This window comes from Patescibacteria group bacterium (assembly GCA_028707495.1).
Lineage (GTDB): Bacteria > Patescibacteriota > Patescibacteriia > UBA2591 > JAQWAS01 > JAQWAS01.
On sequence record JAQWAS010000003.1, the window covers coordinates 89,605 to 111,913 of the forward strand.

Genomic DNA, 22,309 nt, shown 5'->3' on the forward strand with positions numbered 1-22,309 from the left:
TTTGACTTTTGGACCTTAAATTTATATAATGTATCTATGTCAGAATTAATTAAAGTTTTATTAACTGCCATGGCGCCAATTAGCGAATTGCGAGGAGCAATTCCTTTGGCGGTCGGAGCCTATCACTGGCCGATCTGGCAGTCTTATTTTGTAGCAGTTATTGGTAATATTATACCCGTTATTTTTATTTTATGGTTATTGGAGCCAGTTTCAAAATTTTTGTGTCAACACTCTAAACTGATGGCACGTTTCTTTAAGTGGTTATTTGAAAGAACTCGTTTAAAACATACTCAGAAATTTGAACGCTGGGGAGCTGTGGCTTTAATTAGTTTTGTCGCCATTCCTTTGCCAATTACTGGAGCTTGGACAGGTTCGGTCGCGGCTTTTGTTTTCGGTATTCCGTACAAAAAAAGTTTAGTTTTAATTACTAGTGGCGTTTTAATCGCTGGAATTATAGTTAGTTTGATTACTACTGGCACAATTTCATTTTTAAATTTTTTAATTAAATAAAGACTAAAATTATGCAAGAAAAATTTTTAATTGGTAACTGGAAAACCAAACTTAATCTAAAAGAAAGCTTAGATTTTACTAAAAAAATCAGTAAAGAATTAAAACATTTTAAAAACAATCAAGCAGAATTAATCATTTGCCCACCATTTGTGGTTTTGGATGAAATTAAAGAAATAATTCACAAAACACCCATGAAGTTAGGCGCACAAAATGTTTTTTGGGCTAACAAGGGTAGCTACACCGGAGAAATCACTCCAGAAATGTTAGAAGAAACCGGTTGCGAATATGTAATAATTGGTCATTCTGAAAGACGAGCAAATGTTTTAGAAAGCAACGAAATGGTTAATTCCAAAGTTAAAATTGCTTGTCAGATGGAAAATTTAACTCCGATCATTTGCATTGGTGAAACTTTTGAAGAAAGACGCGAAGGTCGTAAAGATTTAGTGATTATTGAACAACTAGAAAAAGCCATTAAAGATGTTTCAGTTATTAGTAATCAAAATATTATCATTGGTTATGAACCGATTTGGGTAATTGGTTCTGGCCAAACAGTTGACCCAGAAGAGGCTGAATATACGCATAAAGTTATTCGACAAAAATTAATAGATACTTATCCAATGGAAATTGTAGAAAATAATTTTAGAATAATTTATGGCGGGAGTATTGATAGTAGTACAATTAAAGCCTTTATTGATCAACCAACGATTGATGGTGTTTTGGTTGGGGGAGCGAGCGTCAAAGAAGATGAATGGTTAAAAATGGTTAAAATTATTTGTCAAAATAAATAAAAATATATTATGTTAACTCACATTAAAAACATTGTTTCGGTTAAAAATAAATATGCTATTGGAGCTTTTAATACTTATAATTTAGAATTTACTAAAGCTATTGTGACGGCAGCAGTTAAAGAAAATTTTTCTTTAATTATTCAGACTTCAGAAAATGTTTTGCGTTATACTGGTGTGCCAGAATTAACTAATTTAATTCAGACAGTTGTTCAATCTAATAGTCAAAAAGTGCCCATAGCTTTTCATTTAGATCATGGTAAGGATATAAACTTAATTAAACAAGCTATTCAAGCGGGTTTTACTTCGGTGATGTTTGACGGTTCTTTATTGTCTTATAATGAAAATGTTAAGAAAACCAAACGATTGGTTCAATTTGCTCATGCGCGTGGGGTCTGGGTACAAGGTGAATTGGGCGAAGTGATTGTTGGGCGTTTAGGTATAGTTAGCCAAGAAAAAAGATATCAAGGTATGACTGATCCCGATCAAGCACAAGATTTTGTTGAACAAACTGGCGTAGATACTTTAGCCGTGGCTATTGGTAATGTGCACGGAACTTACAAACTTTATCACAAAGTTCCTAAGTTGGATATCCAGCGTTTAAAAGAAATTAAAAATAAAATTAAAATCCCATTAGTTTTACATGGTGGTTCTGGTATTAGCAACAAAGATATCAAAGCTGCTATTCAAAACGGTATCCGCATCATTAATATTAATTCAGAATTAAAAATAGCATTTACCAATGGCTTGCGTCGGGCTTTGCGTAGTAACTTAAAAGAAACTGATCCGCGTAAATATTTTATTTTAAGCGCCAAAGAGGTTGAGCGAGTAGTTAGTAAAAAAATTCAATTATTTAAAAAATAAAAGTTATGATTTACGATGTTTTGCCGATAGCTGTTATAGTTTTCTGTCTCATAATTATTTTTTTTATTTGTTTTAAGAAATTTTCACGTTTAGCTAATGTGAATTTAGATAAAATTCCGACGGAAAAATATCAACGTGTTAAGCAAGAAATTTTACAGAAAAAACTTAAACGTTCTTTGGAAGAATGGGGGATTAAAGTTAAAGATAATTTAAAGATAAATAATTCTTTTTTGAATCAAAAAATGGGCTTATTGAATGAAAAAATAACTAATTTAGAAAAAAAATATCGTCATAGTCAGAAGAATTTTTTAAAAAAGAGTCCAAAATTACTTAAATATAAAGTTGATAAATTAATTTTAGCTGGTAAAAAATTAATTGAGCAAGAAAAATTAAATGAAGCTGAAAAGTGTTTTATTGAAATTATTTCTTTAGACAATAACAATTTAAATGCTTATCGTTATCTAGGTGAAATTTATTTAAAGCAAAAAGATTTGTCGCACGCCAAGCAGACATTTGATTATATTTTAGATTTGAACTTGAAAGAGTTTAAAAAAGCATTAAATGATAAAAAAGATGACACAATTAGTGCAATTAAAAATGAATTAGCTAAAATTTATTTTGACTTGGGCGAAATGTATAATTTAAAAGAAAAATTCGATTTGGCTAGAAAAAACTTGGAAAAATCTTTAGAGTTTTCTCCCAAAAACCCAAAATACCTTGACTTTTTATGTAATTTGTATATAATTTTAAAAGATAAAGAACAGGCACAAAAAATATTAGCTCGCTTAAAAGATGTCAATCCCGATAATCAAAAAATAGTGGATTTACAAGATCAAGTTAATAAATTAAAATAAAATTATGCCCACTTAGCTCAGCTGGTAGAGCAACTCCATGGTAAGGAGTAGGTCCGCGGTTCAAGTCCGCGAGTGGGCTCCATATTTTTTTGTTAATTAATAATTATTTTAATTGGGGCAGGTACCAAAGCGGTCAACTGGGTCAGACTGTAAATCTGATGGCTTTCGCCTTCGTAGGTCCGAATCCTACCCTGCCCACCAAATTAACCGATAATTAACAACTGACAACTCATAATTCAAGTTTAAAACAAGTTGTAAGTTAATAGTTATAGGTTATAAGTTATTGTGGGCCCATAGCTCAGTTGGCTAGAGCACTTGCATGGCATGCAAGGGGTCGGGAGTTCGAGTCTCCCTGGGTCCACCAAGATAACTAACGATTTACAACTTAAGCTGTGGGTTAAAAGTTCTTTGGGGCATATAGCTCAGTTGGTTAGAGCGTCACGTTGACATCGTGAAGGTCCGTGGTTCGAGTCCACGTATGCCCACCATGCCACCCTAGCTCAGCTGGTAGAGCAACTGTTTTGTAAACAGTAGGTCGTCGGTTCGAGTCCGACGGGTGGCTCCAAGAAAACAGTAGGTCGCCCGCCAAATCGGCGGACGGGTGGCCCCAGAATAACTAATAACTAACAACTAATAATTAATAATCAATATTTAATATTTAATATTTAATATTTAACATTTAACATTTAATAAAACATATGTCACAAGAAAGTTTGATAAAATTGGAGTGTACTGAATGTCATCGAATTAATTATTTTTCTCATAAAAATAAGAAAAAAATTAAAGATCGTTTGGAACTAAATAAATTTTGTACGCATTGTAAAAAACATACTCTACACAAAGAAACTAAGTAGTACGCTTAGTTTCTTTTTGTGCGGGTGTCGTATAGTGGTAGTACAGGGGTCTCCAATCCCGCCTTTCGCGAAAGGCGGGACGATTCTCAGCTTAATATTTTAAACAAAATGTTTATATGTATTCTGTTTATTTATTAAGAAGTTTAAAAGATAAAAATTTGTATATAGGTTCTACTTTTGATTTAAAATCTAGATATACTCAACATTTAGAAGGTAAGGTGATATCAACCAAAAATAGAAGACCATTAGAATTAATTTATTATGAAGCTTATAATGATAAATTATTAGCACAAGAAAGAGAACGAAAATTAAAACAATTTGGCTCATCTTATCGGGGATTAATTAAAAGATTAAATATAAAATAATTAGTTAATATTTGCGGGTGTCGTATAGTGGTAGTACAGGGGTCTCCAAAACCTCTAGCGGGGGTTCGATTCCCTCCACCCGTGCCATAATTATTTAAGGGTTCTCACTCAGCGGGTGACCAGCCTCTAGCTGGGATTCCCTCCACCCGTGCCATTGTGTAATGAGAATAAATTTTAAATTTTATGTTGAACTTAGACAATAAAAATAAAAAATTAATTTGGATTATTTTAGCGGTGGCGTTTTTGCCGATGTTTTTACAAAATAAATTTTTGCTTGGGCTGTTAATTGCTATTATAATTATTTATTTAATATTTAAAAAATTAAAAAACAAATCTATGGATAATCAACCCATTAATATAAGCAATTTTAAGGGTTTTAAAAATGCTAAGAAAATTTTATGGATAACCGTGCTGGTTGTTTTTGTTTTATGGTTGTTTTTGGCTTCAATTCAAATTGTCGATGCGGGCGAGACGGGAGTTTATTCTTTGTTTGGCAAGGTCAGCGACAATGAAAGATCATCAGGTTTCCATTTAATTATCCCCTTGGCTAAATTAACAAAAATGGGTATTCGGACGGAAGAATATACGATGAGTATTATAAGTAACGAAGGTAAAAAAACTGGGGCAGACGCCATTACGGCTTTAACCAAAGAGGGTTTAAGCGTTGATTTAGATATTACAGTTTTGTATCGTCTTAATGAAAATCAAGCTTCAGATGTTTATAAAAACGTAGGTTTAAATTACGAGGAAAAAATTATTCGACCAGCTATTCGCAGCACCATTCGTGAAGTTATAGCACAATACGAAGCTAAAGATATTTATTCAGAAAAAAGAGCTGAGGCAACGCAAGGCATTAAAATTAGTTTAGAGACTCAAATTAATCCATGTGGGATTATTATCGAAGAGGTCTTATTAAGAAATGTGGTTTTGCCAGCTAATTTAGCCAATTCAATTCAGGAAAAGCTTCAAGCAGAGCAGGAAGCTCAAAAATACGATTTCTTATTGCAAACAGAGAAAAAGGAAAAAGAACGTAAGATTATTGAAGCTGAAGGGCAGAGAGACTCTCAGGCAATTATTAATCAAAGTTTAACCACTAATTATTTATATTATCAATATATTAAAGAGCTAGAAAATCGCGAAGGTACAATTTATGTGCCAACTAATCCAAGCACGGGCATGCCAATGTTTAGGGATGTTGGATACTAAAAAAAATTAAAATTTTAAATATCAAAAACTCCTCGTGTTGTGCGGGGAGTTTTTTGTAAAGGTGTCATTGCGACTAGCCGATTTAGTAAGGAAGCAATTCTGTAAATTTGTGTCATCCTGAATTTATTTCAGGATCTATATTTAGAATAAACATTTTATTAAATAAACGTTACAAGTATTATTAGATTCTGAAACATCCTCCGATTTGGCGGACTAGAGTTCAGAATGATACTTATTTAAGTCATATTTTTAAAATATTAAATCTATGCTAAAATAAAAGAATATGGCTCAAAAAATCAATTCGCAACAACCTTTAGCTGATCGCATGCGTCCACAATCTTTGGACGAGTTTTTAGGTCAAAACGAAATAGTAGGTGATAATCGTTTACTGCGTCAAGCAATTGAAAATGATAAATTATTTTCAATGATTTTTTGGGGACCGCCAGGCTGTGGTAAAACAACTTTAGCGCGCTTGATTGCTAAATTAACCAAATCTGATTTTATTGAATTTTCAGCTGTTAGTTCAAATAAAGCTGATATTAAAAAAGTTATTCAACAGGCACAGATAAAATTTAAAGCCTATCAGCAATGTACGATTCTATTTATTGATGAGTTGCATCGATTTAATAAAGCTCAGCAAGATTTTTTTCTACCGTATGTTGAAGACGGTACAATTATTTTAATTGGTGCTACAACTGAAAATCCATCTTTTGAGGTTATTAGTCCTTTATTGTCTCGAATGAAAGTTTTTGTTTTTAAACCTTTATTAGATCAAGATATTATAAAAATTTTACAACAAGCTTTAAAAAATAAAGAGCGGGGCTTGGGGAAAAACAAAATTAAAATAGATAAAAAGACTTTAGAATTTTTAGCCCAGATGAGTGGGGGAGATGCTCGGACAGCTTTGAACGCTTTAGATTTAGCAGTGAGTTTAGCTCAGAAAAACTCTCAAGGTGAAGTTGGAATTACTTTAGAAAATATTAAAGAAGCCTTACAGGATAAAGCTTTAATATATGACAAAAAAGGCGAACAGCATTATAATATAATTTCAGCTTTTATAAAATCATTGCGTGGCTCTGATCCTGATGCAGCTTTATATTGGCTAGCCAGAATGTTAGAAGCTGGTGAAGATGCGCGTTTCATCGCCCGCCGAATGGTAATTTTAGCTTCGGAAGATATTGGAAATGCCTGTCCGACAGCTTTGGTTGTTGCTACGGCTACAGCTCAGGCGGTGGAATATGTAGGTTTACCAGAAGCACAATTGAACTTAGCTCAGGCTGCAACATATTTAGCTAGCGCACCTAAGTCAAATTCTTCATATTTGGGCTTATTAGCTGCCAAAGAAGATGTTAAAAATGAGGGAGATTTACCCGTGCCATTGCACTTACGTAATGCCTCAACAGATTTATTAAAAAAATTAAACTACGGTAAGGACTATAAATATCCGCACAACTTTGAAAATTCTCAAGTTGATCAACAGTATTTGCCTGATAAATTAAAAAATAAAAAATATTATAAATTTAAAAAATAAAATGGCCCATCACGAGGACGGGCCGAATTTTCTGTATTTTATTCGATAATAAATATACGAAGTTATGACAGACAGAAAGGTAGAGGTTGTTAAAGCAGCTAGGATATTTATAATAATCATTTTGGGCATGTTACCTATGGCAATCCAAATGATTACGAAAGAAATTAAGCTACCTGCGCCAATAATATACAGATTGAGGAGATAGTGATCTTTAAATCTTTTGATGGGGATATAGGGTGTATTATTATAAAATCCCCAATGAAACATGGGACACATAAAGAGGGCATTTAATACGCCCAAAGTGAAACCAAAGGCTAAATGAACCCTTTTAAGTAGATTCATGCCTATTACATGATTAGGCCAGAGGTGATAACATATAGCTAAAAGAATAGCTATTCCAGTGGAAACTAACAGAAACCTTTTCCCCCAACGATTCATTTCTTCCATGTTTTCTCCTTTTGTATGTTTTTTTGTAATGAGCATAGTAATTCATTTTTAGTTTAGCGTAATTTTTTAAATATGTCAAGAGCGAGTTCAAAAATTAGATTATTTTTAATTAGTGTAATTTCTTTTTTATTGATTCAAGTTTTAGCTTTATTTTCTGGCCAAACGATTTTAGAAAAAGTTACTACTCGAAACAATCAAGCGATGACTTTACCTTGGTATACTTTTATAATTTATTTTGCGATTGGCACTCTTTTAATTATTGTTTTTATTAAATTTTTTAAGCGCGGACATTTTTTTAAATTTCTTTTCGGCTTTATGCTGTGGTGGGGAACAATGAAATTTACGGGGTTATTTTTATCGTGGGAAGTCAGCATTGCTTTATCGGTGGCCGGAGTTTATTTATATTTTAAATATCAAAAAATTTGGTTACATAATATTTTATTAGTTATGCCAATTATTATGGCCGGATGTATCTTGGGTTTCAATTTTCAGCCAAGAGATTTAATGATTGCTTTATTAATTTTAGCTATTTATGATTATATTGCGGTAATTAAAATTAAATCAATGATTAAAATGTTTACCAGCTTGGCGGAGAAAAAAACTATTATGGCTTTAATTATAACGGATAGCTGGCAAAATTTAAATTATCGATTAAAAGATTTAAAGATTTATTTAGTTAATCCAGATCGACGTTATTCTTTTCTAGGGACTGGTGACTTGGCAATACCAATTATTTTTAGCATTTCAGTTTTAACACGTTATGGTTTGTGGGGTGGCTATTATGTGGCGTTAGGTGCTACGGCTGGTTTAGCTTTATGCAATTATGTTTTGCTAAAATATAATCGTCCCTTGCCGGGTTTACCATTTATTGGTTTGGGCTGTGTACTGGGTTATTTGGTTTATAATTTAAGTATATTATTTTAATGTTTAAAAAAAACAAGCCTACAATTTTATTACATGCTTGTTGTGCTGGTTGTGCTAGTCAGGTGATTGAATTTTTAAAACCAGATTTTGACATTACGGTTTATTTTTACAATCCCAATATTCAACCCAAAGAAGAATATAATAAACGTTTGCAAGATATACGTAAAATTTGTTTGATTTACAATATTAAATTAATTGAAGGCGAATATGAGATTGAAAAATGGCTAGGTTTTATCAATGGTCATGAGCTAGATGTTGAGGGTGGAGAACGTTGTAATTTATGTTTTAAATTTAGATTAGAAAAAACAGTTCAGCAAGCCAAGAAATTGGGATTTAAAAATTTTACCACCACTTTGAGTATCAGCCCCCATAAAAATTTTTCCAAAATTAAAGAAATTGGCTTGGATTTAGAATCTAAATATGATATTATATTTTATAGTGCTGACTTTAAAAAACAAGATGGTTTTAAAAAAAGTCTTGAATTAAGTCAAAAATATAATTTATATCGTCAAAATTATTGTGGTTGTGTGTTTAGTTTAAATAAATAAAATTATGCCTAAGTTTAAAAAAATATTAGTTACTGGCGGAGCGGGTTTTATTGGGAGTCATGTTGTTAATGATTTAATTCACGCTCAATATAAAGTCGTGGTTTTAGATAATTTAAGCACTGGCTATAAAAAATTAATTTCACCTCGGGCCGAGTTTATTAAAGGTGATTTACGCCAAATTAAATTTATAAAAAAAGCCTTAGAAGGATGTGAAGCGGTTATTCATTTGGCCGCTCATAGTGTTGTGCCGTATTCGGTTAAGCGACCTAGATTTACTATTGAACAGAATTTAGCCGGAGGGGCAAATTTATTAGAAGCGTGCCGTAAACAAAAAATTAAAAAATTAATTTTTTCTTCCACAGCTTCTATTTATGGTGAACCAGATAATGTTCCCATTAAAGAAGATGATGCCAAATATCCCAATCACGCCTATGGTGCATCTAAATTAGCTTTTGAAAAATTATTGAGCGCTTACTATCAAAGTTATAATTTAAATAGCATTGCCTTGCGTTATTTTAATGCTTATGGCCCCAACGAGATGCATTGTCCAGAAACTCATGCAATCCCGTTATTTATCCAAGCAATTTTGAAACAAGAACCAATTCAAATTTATGGTGATGGTTTACAAATTAGAGATTATGTCTATGTGAAAGACATTAGCAAGGCACATGTTTTAGTTTTGGAATCAGATATTAAATTTGATTATTTTAATATTGGTTCGCAAAAGGGCACATCAGTTTTGAATTTAGTAAAAACTATTTTTAAGGTTATGGGCGTTGAAACTAAAATTAAATATTTACCTCATCGCGATGGCGATGTTCAGCAACTTATTGCCGATACGCATAAAATCAAAAAAGTTTTAGGTTGGCAGCCAGATTATACTTTGGAAGCGGGCCTGAACGAAACGGCTGATTGGTTTAGTCAAAAATTAAAAATTTAATTAATATATTTTATGAATATAGAAAAATGGATTGACATTAAGGGACGGATTAAAGAGAAATTTGAAATTTTAGATGAGCAAGAAGTAGAAGAAGAAATTGGCCAAGATCAACATAATCAAATCGTTAAAGCTAAAAAAGAAATTATAGAATTTCAAGGGCCTTTGGGAAAAATTAAATTAGTTTTTAGCCAACATCCACCTTTGCTAGAAAAAAAAGCTGACTACTCGCGACGGATTGGCGGACAAATTGATGTTAAATATATTTATGATATTCAGCAACCTCATGTCGCGTCTTTTAGTGTTTATCAATGGGATGAAGGTCAACAAGACTGGCAGGAACTTAAGATTCAAGAAGAGATGTTTGTTTTTTAATTTTTAAGCTAATGAAATTTTTTAAAAAATATTTAGGCTTATTTTTAGGATTAATTATTTTTGTTAGTTTAGAGTTGTTATTTAAAAAACAATTTTTAGTCTGGTGGATTTTATGTTTAAATGTATTTGCGGTAGTAATTATTTATCAGCAATTAATTAAAACACTTGAATTTAAAAAAAAGATTATTCTAATTTTAAGTCCGGTTATTTTTTATGTGAGTTCTTTTTTATTTTTAATTTTAATTGTGCCCCAGGCGGCTACAATTTATAAACATACTTTGGTGGTTTTAATTAGTATAATTTTAGGTATGAATTGTAGCATTTGGCAACGTTGGTTTTTGTGGTCCAGAATTAATCAATCTTATTTGCAAGGCAATTTTCAATTTTTAAATTTAGTTAGCGTTTTTTTAAGCACCGCTGTGTTCTTAAATATAACCTTTTTATTACAAGTTCCATTTTGGTTTAACCAGTTTTTATTAGCTTTTATAATTATTATTTTAACTTATCAATTATTAATTATTCAGTGTGATTTTTCGGTTAAAGCTTATTTATTTTTGCCGATTTTGGGTTTAATTTTTATAGAACTTTTTTGGATAGTCAGTTTATTGCCAATTAATTTTTATTCTGGTGCCATGTTGATGGCTTTGTTTTTTTATTTATTTTCAGGTTTAAGTCTAGACTTTTTGAGTGATCAACTTAAAAAAAATAATTTTAAAAAATATATTATAATTAGTTTAGTAATTTTAATTTTAGTATTAACTAGCGCTAAATGGTTTTAAAAATTAAAAAATAAAAATATGAAAAATAAAAAAGAAAAAGGACAACATAAATTAAAAGACTTTTTTTTATCACATACTACCACCAAAATTGAACAGCCAATCAAGGTTAGATGGGGTTGGTTAGTGTTATTAGCTATAATTTTAGGTTTAGCTGGTGGTTTTGTCGGTACTTTTGTTTTTCTGTCGTCTAAAAATATTACCATCCCACTTCTAGGCGAATATGATATTGAGGAGCACTTGCCTAAACGTGAAATTACAATTCAAACTCACGAAAAAGTCACCGTAACCGAGGATATTAGAATTCAAGACTTGGCTGATCGTCTAATTAAACAACAGGTTGAAATTTATTTAGAAAAAGCATCTAGTCAAAATTTATTAGATAATTTTTATTTACCAATTGAAAGTTTGGGTCGAGCTTTTATTTTGTCTAGTGATGGTTGGTTGGTGAGTCATAAGAATATTTTTCCAAAATTAGAAAAACAGTATAATTTAGAAAATTTAGATTTAGTGGCGGTAACTACGGAAAAATATATTTACCATGTGAATAAAATTTTGATTGATCCGTTAACGGAAATAGTTTTTATGAAAATTCAGGCGGAGAATTTACCAGTTACTATGTTAATTAATGGTGAAGATTTAAATCCGGGTGAAGCTATTTTAAGTTTTAGCCAACAGGGCTTTTTGGAAACCGGTCGTTTACAACAATTAAATTATCAAGAGTTAAAAGAAACTGAATCTTTAGTTAAAAATTTAAAAGATTTTTCAGAGTATTTGTTGGTGGGTGATAAATTTAATCAAGAATTTGTTGGTTCGGCCATTTTTAATTTAGATAGTAAAATTCTGGGTATTATTGATCAGGCTGGTCGAGCTGTGCCGGTAAGTTATTTAAAAAATATTCTTGGCCAGGTTTTAGAGTCGGGTCAAAATTTAGATTCAGGAGACGAATTAATTCGACCATGGATAGCAATTGATTATTTGGAATTTTCACAGTTGGCTGGTTTACAAAACACGGATTATGTTGAATATCGTGATGGTGTTTTAATTTATGGTGATCCGGACAAGACAACATTGGCTTATACGTTAGGTTTAAGAAATAAAGACATTATTCTAAAGATTAATAATGACACAATCAACAATGAACACACTTTTCTAAAATTAATTAATGAATATAATTCTAACTCTGAAGTTGAATTAACTGTCGTTAATCAAGAGCAAGAACGCAAAGTTAAAATCAAACTCGGCGCGGTTGAATAAAATTAGATTATTTAAATTTTAAAAAGCCGGGGGTTTCTCCGGCTTTTTGATTTGAGTTGTTATTTATCGACCGATAGCCTCTCCAAGAAGTGAGACATCCCCATCGTTAGAGATTTCGTATGATATGAGAGTCTCGGTTGCCACGTATCTATCGCCGGGTGAATCAATAATACGAGTTATGTGGACTATTCTATCTTTTGGTATACTCCAGCTTTCAATCTGAACACGTTCGTCAGTTTGGGGTTCAATAAAATACCAAGAAGAAAAATGCGTATAGTCCTCCCCGATCAAGACCGCGTTTATGCCATGATTTTCATGCGAATTGTTGTCTTTTGTCATTACTTTCACAAAACAAACAGGAATATCATGGTCATAGCCAGCTTTATATAATTCAGCTGAAAAACATCCACACGACCGTCTTTGACCAGAGGAAGTATAACGATGTTCATCTGTTTTGTCTGTTGCGAGAAAGGTTTCTATCCTTTTTATGCGTTCTTCTTCTCCTAATTCTCGCCAATAATCAGGCATGATGTGCGATTTGTTTTCAGCGACTTTGTATGATTCCCATTCCTGATATTCAGCCTCGCTCATAGCCACCCCATCCACAAGGTATGGTTTTCTATTAGCTTTATATTTCTGATATTCCTCTTCGTTCATGGTTACTCCATTCACGAGATAGTAGTGGGTTGCCATCAGACTACCAATCAGAAGCCCGAGCAGAAGAATAACTACAACTACATTTGTCTTTCTCATTTTTTCTCCTTTGAATATTTTTTTTGTCGATAATTAATATCAATGTACAATGTTTATTTATATATTTATCTTAGCATAGATTTTAATTCTTGTCAAGCTTTGTATTGTGGATAATTTATAATATAGTTATAGTTTGATTCAAGAATTAAAAAATTTTAGATTTTTTATTTAAATTTTAAATTTTTGATTTTTATATTTTCTTTTATTCTGCTATACTAAGAGTATAGGATTATTAAATTTAAATAAAACAAGAGCGTAAAATAAAAATAAAATTAAGTGAAAATTTAAATCAAAATTAATTAAATATGATTTCTTTTTTAAACAACACACAGCGTAATTTATGGCATAGTTTAGACATTGATCAGGCTTTTAAAATTTTAGAAACCTCTGAACGTGGCCTTAAATCAAATCAAGCTGAGGAAAAAATAAAAAAACATGGTTTAAATACATTGCCAGAAGAAAAACCCTCTGGTAGTTTTAAAATTTTACTTAATCAGCTTAAAAGTCCCTTGGTTTATATTTTATTAATTGCCGCAATAGTCTCTTTGGTTTTGGGAGAATATATTGATATGGGGGTTATTTTATTGGCAGTCATTATTAATACAGTAGTGGGTTTTGCACAAGAGAATAAAGCTGAAAGAGCGGTTTATCTATTGCGTAAAATGGTTCATCACACCGCTAGAGTAATGCGCGATGGTCGAGAGATTGAAATTAATAGTCAAGAAGTGGTGCCTGGTGATATTATTTTTTTAGAGGCTGGTGACAAAATACCAGCTGATGCGCGTTTAATTCAGGAAAATGATTTTCAAGTTAATGAGGCGGCTTTAACTGGCGAATCGGTCCCTTCTAGTAAAAAAATTGAAATTTTAGCCAAGGGGACATCGTTAGCTGATAGAGAAAATATGGTTTACATGGGAACAGTCGTAACTCGAGGTCGAGCTCAAGCGGTTGTTTGTCAAACCGGCTTAGAAAGCGAGCTAGGAAAAATAACTTTAATGATTAAGGAAACTAAAGAAGAGCAAACGCCCTTGCAAGTTAAATTAACCAAGTTTAGTCGTTTTTTAAGTGTGAGCGTATCGGCTATTTGTGTTTTAATTTTAATTATCGGAATTTTAGAAGGTGAAAACTTTTTTGAAATGTTTATGGTGAGTATTGCTGTGGCGGTTTCGGCAATTCCAGAGGGTTTATTGGTAGCTATTACAGCGGTATTAGCCATTGGTATGCAAAAGATTTTAAAACATAAAGCTTTGGTTAAAAAGCTGGTTGCTGCTGAAACTTTAGGTAGCACCACAGTTATTTGTTCAGATAAAACGGGCACATTGACGGAGGGTAAAATGGTAGTAGCTGAAATTTTAACTGCTAGTTCTAAAACTAAAAATTTTTCAGCGATTACTAAAGAAAAAGATTTAATTTTTCAAACAGCCGTTTTGTGTAACGATGCGGTTATCGAAAATCCACAAGATGATTTAAAAAAATGGCGGGTAATTGGTAGTCCAACCGAGACAGCTTTAATTTTAGGTGCCACACAAATGGGCTTAAATCGATCAGAATTAAATCAACAGCAACCAAGACTCAAAGAAGCTCCTTTTTCTTCGGAGACTAAAATTATGGCGACTTTAAATCAAATAGATCAAAATAATTTTAAAATCTACGTTAAGGGTGCATCAGAGAAAATTTTTGATATGGTTAGTTACGTTTATGTTAATAATAAAAAAATTAAATTAACTAGTGTGCGTTTAAAAAGTTTAAAAAAAGAATATGAAAAATTAACTCAGAAGGGTTTGCGAGTTTTAGGCTTAGCCTATCAAGAAAGTAAAAAAAATGTTTTAAATTTAGACAAAATTAAAAAAGAACAAAGTTTAGTTTTTGTTGGATTTATTGCTTTAAAAGATCCTTTACGACCAGAAATTAAAGAAACTATTAATTTATGTCAGCAAGCTGGAATTAAAATTGTGATTGTGACTGGTGATCATAAATTAACTACCTTAGCGATTGCTAAAGAAATTGGACTTAAGGTTAAAAAAGAAAACGTTTTAGAGGGGGCTGACTTAGATAATTTAACAGATCAAGAATTTAAGAAAAAAGTTAATAAGATTATAATTTATAGTCGAGTTGAACCACGACATAAATTAAGAATTGTTGATGCCTGGCAGGCTCAAGGTGATGTTGTAGCGATGACTGGAGATGGGGTTAATGATGCGCCAGCTTTGAAATCAGCTGATATTGGTATCAGCCTTGGTTCGGGAACCGAAGTAACCAAAGAAACGGCAGACATAATTTTACTTGACGATAATTTTAAAACAATTGTGGCAGCCATCAAACAGGGTCGCGTAATTTTTGATAATATCAAAAAAGTTATTTTATATTTAATTTCTGATGGCAGTTCGGAGGTTGTTTTGGTGATTGGATCTTTGTTATTAAAATTACCCTTGCCGATTTTAGCTGTGCAAATTTTATGGATTAATTTAGTTGCTGACGGCTTGCCGAGTATTGCCATGACCTTTGAGCCAGCTGAAAAAGACGTAATGCAAATTAAACCTCAGGAACACAGTAAAACTATTTTAGATCGAGATATGAAAATTTTAATTTCAATTATTGCTACGATAACAAATGTTATTTTATTTGTTTTATTCTATGTTTTATTTAAGCAAGGATTGGATATTCAATATGTCCGCACAATGATTTTTGCTACCTTGGGTTTGGATTCTTTATTTTATGTTTTTTCTTGCAAGAGTCTGCGTTATTCGATTTTTCAAACCAATATTTTTTCTAATTGGTATTTAATCGGTGGCATTGGAATTGGATTGGTAATGCTATTGTTAGCTATTTATGCACCATTTTTTCAAATGATTTTACGAACAGTTGTTCTAGATTTCAAAGATTGGTTAGTTATTCTAGGGTTGGGTGTATTTGAAATTATCTTAATTGAGATTGGTAAGTATATTTTTATTTTAAAAAAATATAAAAAACAGCACCACCAAATCGAATGTTAATTTTCAATATTTTAATTTTTATTTTAAGTTGTTTAGTACTAGTCAAAAGTGCTAATTTTTTAATTAAAGCTATAACTAAAATTTCAGCTGCTTTTCAAATTAATGAATTTACCCTCGCCTTTATTGTCGTTACTCTAGCTACTTCTATCCCAGAATTATTTATTGGTGTTTTTTCGGCTTTAGATAAAATTCCAACTCTATCTTTGGGTAATGTGATTGGTTCAAATATTGTGGCTTTAAGTTTAATTATTGGTTTAAGTGCGGTTCTGGCGCGTGGCATTAAAACAGAAAGTCGTATTATTAAAGACAATACTTTATATTTAGTGTTGATTAGTTTTTTACCATTAATATTAAGTTTAGATCGTAATTTATCACGACTTGATGGGGTGACTTTAATTATTTTCTTTTTAATTTATTTGTTTAAATTATATCGTGAGCGGCGTGCCTTTCATAAAGTTGTTTCTAGTGTTACTAAAAAAACAGTCAATAAGCAAATTTTAATTTTAATGATCAGTTTGGTTTGTCTATTAATAAGTTCTAATTTTTTAGTTAAATCGGGTTTAAATATAACAGCAATAGTGGGCTTCAAACCAATTTGGTTTGGAATTCTAATTATAGCTATTGGGACTTCTTTACCAGAATTAATTTTTCAGACCAAAGCGGCTTTAAGGGATCATGGCGATATGGCCCTAGGTAATATGATGGGTAGTGTGGTAGCGAATATAACTTTAATTTTAGGAATAACAGTTTTAATCCAACCAATTTATTTTGAAAATTTTTATAGTTATATTCTGAGTCTAAGTTTTATGATTTTAGTTGTGGTTATTTTTGATATTTTAATGCAAACCAAAAATAAGCTTTCTTGGAAAGAGGGGATAGTCTTGATTTTTATTTATATAATTTTTGTTATTTTTCAATTATTTTTTAATGTAACAATTTAAAAATTTAAATAAAAGTTATCCACAATCAGCCGTTAATTAGTCGGCTGGTTTTTTTATTTTTGGCTTAAATAAAGGTTTTTAGTGTGTGGGGATATGGGTTTGACTGGTGGAAAAAAATGGATTATAATATATTTATAGTGGATTGATGTGGATAATTGTGGGGATAAGTTATCTAAAGTGTGCATAAGTCAATTTAATTAAAATTATGTTTATTGGTGAATATCATCACAATCTAGATCAAAAGGGGAGACTGGCAATTCCGGTCAAGTTTAGAAATGAATTATCTAAAGGAGCGGTTGTGACTCGTGGCTTAGATAATTGTTTGTTTTTATATTCACAAAACGAATGGGAAAAATTAGCTACTCAATTAGCAAATTTACCAATTAGCCAGGCGAATACCCGGGCTTTTAGTCGTTTAATGTTAGCTGGAGCCATGGACGTTCAAATGGATAAATTGGGGAGAGTTATTTTGCCAGAATATTTAAGGAAATATGCTCAAGTTAAAAAGAAGATTGTTGTTGCTGGTTTATATAATCGTTTAGAAATTTGGGATGAAACAGTTTGGGAAAAATATAAACAAGGCACCGAAAAAAACAGTGGTGATATTGCCGAAGCTTTGGGTGAGTTAGGAGTTTAAAAATATGGAGTTTCTGCACCAACCAGTTCTTTTAAATCAAGTCATTGAATATTTGAATCCACAATTAGGACAAAATTTTATCGATGTGACTATCGGTAATGGGGGACACAGTTTAGAAATCTTAAAAAAGATTGGTCCAAGTGGAAAATTATTGGCCATTGATAATGATCCACAAGCCATTCAACGCAGTCAGCAAAATTTAGCTGAATTTAAAAATCAAATCGTGTGGGTCAATGATAATTTCAGTAATTTAGAAAAAATAGTGGCAGACAAGTTTAAAAATATTTCGATTCATGGAATTTTAGTTGACCTAGGATTTTGTCTAGATCAAATTAAAACTTCTGGCCGAGGATTTTCTTTTCAACAAGATGAACCATTAGATATGCGTTTTAACCCCGAACAACAAGAATTAACTGCTCAAGAAATTATTAATCGTTTTTCAGATCAGAAATTAATCGAAATTTTTAAAGATTATGGTGAGGAAAGGTTTAGCCGTCGCATTGCTGAACAAATAGTTGAAAATAGAAAAGAAAAAGAAATTAAAACCAGTCAGGAGTTAGCTGATTTGATTTGGCAAGTTTATCCAGCCAAATTTAGACGTCGAATTCATCCAGCGACTAAAGTTTTTCAAGCTTTAAGAATTCAAGTCAATGACGAGATTAACAAATTAATTCAGTTTTTACCGCAGGCGGTTGAAATTTTACAACCCCAGGGACGTTTGGCAATTATTTCCTTTCATTCGCTGGAAGATCGTCAAGTCAAACATTTTTTTAAAAATCATTCAGATTTACAAATTTTAACTAAAAAACCAATTCAGGCGACAGAAGAAGAATTAAAAAATAATCCAGCCAGTCGCAGTGCGAAATTAAGAGTCGCTCAAAAACAAAAATAAAAACATAAATATAAAATAAACATATGTACCAAACTTACGCCTCAAAATTCAATCAATTTCAAACCAACTTAGAGTGTCAAAGTTTTTCTAAAAAATTAATTCAAGCAATTAAAAGTTGGTCCATTTTTAAAATTAATTTGCACAAATTTAAAATTATAATTGGTATGGCAAGTTTAATTTTATTTGTAGTCTATTTAATGCAAGTTAATTTTTTAGCTACAGCCGGTTTTAAAATTCAAGAATTAAAACAAGATATTCAAAAATTAGAAACAAATAATCAACAGCTAGAATTACAAGCGATGAATTTACAATCAATTAGTCGAGTAAAGACTATTAGTCAAGAATTAAAAATGGTTTCTTTGGAAAACGTTGATTATTTAACACCAATCTCTGGCTCAATGATGGCAGCTAAATAATTTTAAATTATGTTAAATCAAAGGAGTTATAGCAAGAAAAAACATTATTCTTGTAGTCGGATAACTTTTGTTAAAATAGTTATCTTTTTTTGTTTAACTTTAATTATTGTCCGTTTATTTTCACTTCAAGTTGTTAATAGTGGTTTTTATAAAACCATGGCTTCAGGTTTGCATGAATTTTATCAAGACGTTTCACCACGTCGAGGCGAGATTTATATTCATAATCATGATTTAAATTTAGGTCAGCAGAAAAAGGATTATCCAATTGCTACCAATGTCGAATTAAATTTATTGTATGCTGTACCGAATACAATTATTGATCCAGCGGCGACATTGGAAAAATTAAACACAGTTTTAAATTTAACTCCGGAAGATCAAGAAATTATTTTACAGCGACTTAAAAAGGAAGATGATATTTATGAACCGATTCAACATTATTTAAACAATCAGCAAAAGGATGATATTCAGGCCTTGAATCTAGAAGGTTTGCATTTTATATCAGAAACTAAGCGTTATTATCCAGAAAATGATTTGTTTAGCCAGGTGGTGGGTTTTGTGGGTCATGACGATGATAAAATTTTGGGACGTTATGGTTTAGAAGAAAAATTTGAGAAAGAATTGGCTGGTCAACAGGGCACAATTGAAGCTGAAAAAGATGCTTTGGGGCAAATGATAGCCCTAGGTTCTCAATCGATTCAACAGGTTAAAAATGGAATGAGTTTAGTTTTAACCTTAGATTATCCAATTCAACATTTTGTTTGCAATCAACTTAAGGAGGCAGTTGAACATTACGGAGCTAAAAGCGGTTCAATTATTATCATGCAACCCCAAACTGGTAAAATTTTAGCTATGTGTAATGAGCCAAGTTTTAATCCCAATGAATATAATCAAGTCGATGATATTAATGTGTATATTAATTCAGCTGTGTCAAAAATTTTTGAACCAGGTTCAGTTTTTAAGGCAATCACCATGGCAATTGGATTGGAAACTCAAAAAATTACACCCGACGATACTTATCAGGACACTGGTGAGGTTAAAATAGCCGGCTACACAATTAAAAATTCTGACTTAAAAGCGCATGGTCAGAAAACCATGACCGAGGTACTAGAAGAGTCTTTAAATACGGGTTCGGTACATGTAGCTTTAAAAGTTGGACCACACTCAATGCGTCAATATATTCAAGATTTTGGTTTTGGAGAATCAACTGGGATTGAATTGCCGAGTGAGGGAATGGGGAATACTTCGCGTTTAGACGAAGAAAAAGACATTTATACAGCAACAATTTCTTTTGGCCAAGGAATTTCTGTTACACCAATCCAAATGTTAAATTCTTTTAGTACAATTGCTAATGGTGGGAAAATGATGCAACCTTATTTAGTCGAAAAAATAATTAATCCCGATCAAACCGAGATAATTAATGAACCTAAGTTTGTCCGTCAGGTTATTTCACCAGCGACCGCCAATACGCTAAAGGGTATGTTAGTCTCGGTGATTGAAAATGGTCATGCAGAAAAAGCTGGAGTGGAAGGTTATTATTTAGCCGGGAAAACAGGCACAGCCCAGGTTCCTGATCCTAATCGTGGCGGTTATTCAAATAAAACTATTCATACTTTTGTGGGATTTGGTCCAGCTGACGATCCACAATTTGCCGTGTTGATAAAATTAGACGAGCCAACCAATGTTAAATATGCAGCTTCGTCAACTGCGCCGGTTTTTGGACAAATCGCTAAATTTTTGTTAAACTATTTACAGATACCTATAAACAAATAAACACATGAATAAATTAGTTAAATACATTTTAAAAATTTTAACCAGGGGCGTGGTGAAAAAACATCATCCTTTGGTGATTGGCATTACTGGAAGCGTAGGTAAAACTTCGACCAAGGAGGCGGTTTTCACTGTTTTAAATTCCAAGTTTAACGTACGCAAGAGCGAAAAAAATTATAACAATGAGTTCGGTTTGCCTTTTACGATTTTAGGGACAGACGCGCCCGGTAAATCAATTTTGGCTTGGTTAAAAATTTTATTTAAAGCTATCAGTTTAAATTTAATAAAATGTTCTACTTTTCCAGAAATTTTGGTTTTAGAAATGGCAGCCGATCATCCCGGTGATATTGCTTATTTATTGTCAATTTGTAAGCCCCAAATTAGCATTGTGACAACGGTCGCGCCAGTCCATTTGGAATATTTTAAAACTATTGAAAAAGTAGCTCGTGAAAAAAGAAGAATTATTGAAATTTTAGATAAAAAGGGTTTAGCGATTTTAAACGCCGATGACGAGCATGTTTTTTCGTTTAGGGAAAAAACACAGGCACAGATTTTAACTTATGGTTTTTCAGATATTAGTGATATTAAGGCGGAAGAAATTACTATTCGTCAGGAGTTAGATCATGGCAGTCAAGAGCTAGAAAATGTCGTCGGTGGTATTAGTTTTAAATTAACTTATCGTGGTTCGGTCGTGCCGGTTTTTCTACCTGGAGTTTTAGGTCGTCACCAAATTTATTCTATATTAGCGGCCGCGGCCGTGGGGATTTATCGCGATATGAATTTAGTTGAAATTTCTGAGGCTTTACGCAATTATCAGTCGCCACCCGGCAGAATGAAGTTAATTGAAGGGATTAAACATACTTACATCATTGATGATACCTATAATTCATCACCACGTTCAGTCAAGGCAGGTTTAGAAACCTTAAGCGAATTAACCGTTCAAGCTCGTAAAATAGCTGTCTTGGGTGATATGTTGGAATTGGGGTCTTTCACTGAAGAAGGTCATCGCGACGTTGGTCGGGTAGTAGCTATTTCGCATGTTGATATTTTAGTTACTGTTGGTGAAAAATCCAATGATACAATTTTAGGAGCTAAAAAAGCTGGTATGGCTGAAGAAAATTTATTTCATTTTGATAAAACCGAAGAGGCTGGGCGATTTCTACAAGATAAAATAAAAGAAGGTGATTTGATTTTAATTAAAGGTTCACAAGGTATGCGAATGGAAAAAATTGTTAAAGAATTAATGGCTGAGCCCTTACGAGCTGAAGAGCTTTTAGTGAGACAAGGAGAGAAGTGGTTAAAAAAACAAAAAACCTTTTCGGGTTTTTTGTTATAAATTTTTTTAAATAGCCCCGACGGGAGTCGAACCCGTGTGTCATGGTTGAGAACCATGTATCCTAACCATTAGATGACGGGGCCTTGATTTTATTAGTTTATCATAATTTAAAAGCAAAAACAAGATTTAAATCACTGAGAGGTGATTTTTTATTTTTTAAGTTGTCATCCTGGAGCGACCCGCCGACTCGGCGGGGAAGCGGGGATCTAGTGTTTAATGTGATGAAGTTTATTTTTAAAATATACTTCGTTAAATTAAAAAGGTAATCCTATAGAAAAGTTAGAAGTGATTAATCCTGGATTCCCGCCTGCGTGGGAATGACATTTTTAATTTTTATTTTT

General features: G+C 32.1%; 22 protein-coding genes and 7 tRNA genes. 27 read left to right on the plus strand and 2 right to left on the minus strand.

Going from position 1 to position 22,309, the window contains the following annotated elements; all coding sequences use genetic code 11:
* The first annotated feature begins 36 nt into the window (after window positions 1-36).
* From PHS07_01855 to PHS07_01950, 20 genes are all read left to right on the plus strand, one after another.
* Window positions 37-510, plus strand: a complete 474-nt coding sequence (locus PHS07_01855; GenBank protein ID MDD4607071.1) for a small multi-drug export protein — start codon at window positions 37-39, stop codon at window positions 508-510.
* Between the two features lie 11 nt (window positions 511-521).
* On the plus strand, window positions 522-1,298 hold the full coding sequence (gene tpiA / locus PHS07_01860) for a triose-phosphate isomerase (GenBank protein ID MDD4607072.1): 777 nt from the start codon (window positions 522-524) through the stop codon (window positions 1,296-1,298).
* 9 nt (window positions 1,299-1,307) lie between these two features.
* Window positions 1,308-2,159 (plus strand): class II fructose-bisphosphate aldolase family protein, encoded by an 852-nt coding sequence (locus tag PHS07_01865; GenBank protein MDD4607073.1) that lies wholly within the window; start codon window positions 1,308-1,310, stop codon window positions 2,157-2,159.
* A 5-nt stretch (window positions 2,160-2,164) separates the two neighbouring features.
* Window positions 2,165-3,013, plus strand: coding sequence for a hypothetical protein (locus PHS07_01870; protein ID MDD4607074.1), 849 nt, complete (start codon window positions 2,165-2,167; stop codon window positions 3,011-3,013).
* A gap of 6 nt (window positions 3,014-3,019) precedes the next feature.
* A tRNA-Thr gene (locus PHS07_01875) sits at window positions 3,020-3,095 on the plus strand.
* A 33-nt stretch (window positions 3,096-3,128) separates the two neighbouring features.
* Window positions 3,129-3,214, plus strand: a tRNA-Tyr gene (locus PHS07_01880).
* Window positions 3,215-3,300: 86 nt separating this feature from the next.
* Window positions 3,301-3,377: transfer RNA gene (locus PHS07_01885), tRNA-Ala, on the plus strand.
* Between the two features lie 47 nt (window positions 3,378-3,424).
* Window positions 3,425-3,501 (plus strand) — tRNA-Val (locus tag PHS07_01890).
* 1 nt (window position 3,502) lies between these two features.
* Window positions 3,503-3,578, plus strand: a tRNA-Thr gene (locus PHS07_01895).
* Window positions 3,579-3,711: 133 nt separating this feature from the next.
* Window positions 3,712-3,867 carry a 50S ribosomal protein L33 gene (gene rpmG / locus PHS07_01900; protein MDD4607075.1) on the plus strand — a complete coding sequence of 52 codons (156 nt, stop codon included), beginning with the start codon at window positions 3,712-3,714 and terminating at the stop codon, window positions 3,865-3,867.
* A gap of 116 nt (window positions 3,868-3,983) precedes the next feature.
* Window positions 3,984-4,232: a GIY-YIG nuclease family protein gene (locus PHS07_01905; protein MDD4607076.1), complete on the plus strand. Its 249-nt coding sequence runs from the start codon at window positions 3,984-3,986 to the stop codon at window positions 4,230-4,232.
* A gap of 13 nt (window positions 4,233-4,245) precedes the next feature.
* A tRNA-Trp gene (locus PHS07_01910) sits at window positions 4,246-4,319 on the plus strand.
* 96 nt (window positions 4,320-4,415) lie between these two features.
* Window positions 4,416-5,438: an SPFH domain-containing protein gene (locus PHS07_01915; protein ID MDD4607077.1), complete on the plus strand. Its 1,023-nt coding sequence runs from the start codon at window positions 4,416-4,418 to the stop codon at window positions 5,436-5,438.
* 283 nt (window positions 5,439-5,721) lie between these two features.
* Entirely contained in the window at window positions 5,722-6,969 is a 1,248-nt protein-coding gene (locus PHS07_01920) for a replication-associated recombination protein A (protein ID MDD4607078.1), read from the plus strand.
* Window positions 6,970-7,488: 519 nt separating this feature from the next.
* The gene (locus PHS07_01925; GenBank protein MDD4607079.1) at window positions 7,489-8,340 is read left to right on the plus strand and encodes a presenilin family intramembrane aspartyl protease; all 852 of its coding nucleotides are present in this window, start codon (window positions 7,489-7,491) and stop codon (window positions 8,338-8,340) included.
* Window positions 8,340-8,888 (plus strand): epoxyqueuosine reductase QueH, encoded by a 549-nt coding sequence (locus tag PHS07_01930; GenBank protein MDD4607080.1) that lies wholly within the window; start codon window positions 8,340-8,342, stop codon window positions 8,886-8,888. The genes PHS07_01925 and PHS07_01930 overlap by 1 nt, the downstream gene beginning before the upstream one ends.
* Window positions 8,889-8,892: 4 nt before the next feature.
* Complete coding sequence (galE, locus tag PHS07_01935; GenBank protein MDD4607081.1) at window positions 8,893-9,828, plus strand: UDP-glucose 4-epimerase GalE; 936 nt, start codon at window positions 8,893-8,895, stop codon at window positions 9,826-9,828.
* Window positions 9,829-9,840: 12 nt separating this feature from the next.
* A complete protein-coding gene (locus PHS07_01940) occupies window positions 9,841-10,200 on the plus strand; it encodes a hypothetical protein (protein ID MDD4607082.1) in 360 nt (119 codons plus the stop codon).
* Window positions 10,201-10,211: 11 nt separating this feature from the next.
* Window positions 10,212-10,979, plus strand: a complete 768-nt coding sequence (locus PHS07_01945) for a hypothetical protein (protein MDD4607083.1) — start codon at window positions 10,212-10,214, stop codon at window positions 10,977-10,979.
* Window positions 10,980-10,997: 18 nt separating this feature from the next.
* Window positions 10,998-12,233: a S1C family serine protease gene (locus PHS07_01950; protein ID MDD4607084.1), complete on the plus strand. Its 1,236-nt coding sequence runs from the start codon at window positions 10,998-11,000 to the stop codon at window positions 12,231-12,233.
* 63 nt (window positions 12,234-12,296) lie between these two features.
* Here PHS07_01950 and PHS07_01955 read toward each other — a convergent pair whose 3' ends face one another.
* Window positions 12,297-12,986 (minus strand): hypothetical protein, encoded by a 690-nt coding sequence (locus tag PHS07_01955; protein ID MDD4607085.1) that lies wholly within the window; start codon window positions 12,984-12,986, stop codon window positions 12,297-12,299.
* Window positions 12,987-13,291: 305 nt separating this feature from the next.
* Between PHS07_01955 and PHS07_01960 the strand changes: the two genes are divergently transcribed.
* The 7 genes from PHS07_01960 to PHS07_01990 all read left to right on the plus strand — a co-directional run bounded on the left by PHS07_01960 (window position 13,292) and on the right by PHS07_01990 (window position 21,968).
* A complete protein-coding gene (locus PHS07_01960) occupies window positions 13,292-15,979 on the plus strand; it encodes an HAD-IC family P-type ATPase (GenBank protein ID MDD4607086.1) in 2,688 nt (895 codons plus the stop codon).
* Window positions 15,973-16,920: a sodium:calcium antiporter gene (locus tag PHS07_01965; GenBank protein MDD4607087.1), complete on the plus strand. Its 948-nt coding sequence runs from the start codon at window positions 15,973-15,975 to the stop codon at window positions 16,918-16,920. Before PHS07_01960 ends, PHS07_01965 begins: the two co-directional genes overlap by 7 nt.
* A gap of 205 nt (window positions 16,921-17,125) precedes the next feature.
* Window positions 17,126-17,557, plus strand: coding sequence for a division/cell wall cluster transcriptional repressor MraZ (gene mraZ, locus PHS07_01970; protein MDD4607088.1), 432 nt, complete (start codon window positions 17,126-17,128; stop codon window positions 17,555-17,557).
* Between the two features lie 4 nt (window positions 17,558-17,561).
* The gene (gene rsmH / locus PHS07_01975; GenBank protein ID MDD4607089.1) at window positions 17,562-18,449 is read left to right on the plus strand and encodes a 16S rRNA (cytosine(1402)-N(4))-methyltransferase RsmH; all 888 of its coding nucleotides are present in this window, start codon (window positions 17,562-17,564) and stop codon (window positions 18,447-18,449) included.
* Between the two features lie 23 nt (window positions 18,450-18,472).
* On the plus strand, window positions 18,473-18,865 hold the full coding sequence (locus tag PHS07_01980) for a hypothetical protein (GenBank protein ID MDD4607090.1): 393 nt from the start codon (window positions 18,473-18,475) through the stop codon (window positions 18,863-18,865).
* A gap of 9 nt (window positions 18,866-18,874) precedes the next feature.
* Complete coding sequence (locus tag PHS07_01985) at window positions 18,875-20,635, plus strand: penicillin-binding protein 2 (protein MDD4607091.1); 1,761 nt, start codon at window positions 18,875-18,877, stop codon at window positions 20,633-20,635.
* 4 nt (window positions 20,636-20,639) lie between these two features.
* Window positions 20,640-21,968: a UDP-N-acetylmuramoyl-tripeptide--D-alanyl-D-alanine ligase gene (locus tag PHS07_01990; GenBank protein ID MDD4607092.1), complete on the plus strand. Its 1,329-nt coding sequence runs from the start codon at window positions 20,640-20,642 to the stop codon at window positions 21,966-21,968.
* Window positions 21,969-21,979: 11 nt separating this feature from the next.
* Here the strand turns inward: PHS07_01990 and PHS07_01995 are convergent.
* Window positions 21,980-22,051 (minus strand) — tRNA-Glu (locus PHS07_01995).
* Between the last annotated feature and the right edge of the window lie 258 nt (window positions 22,052-22,309).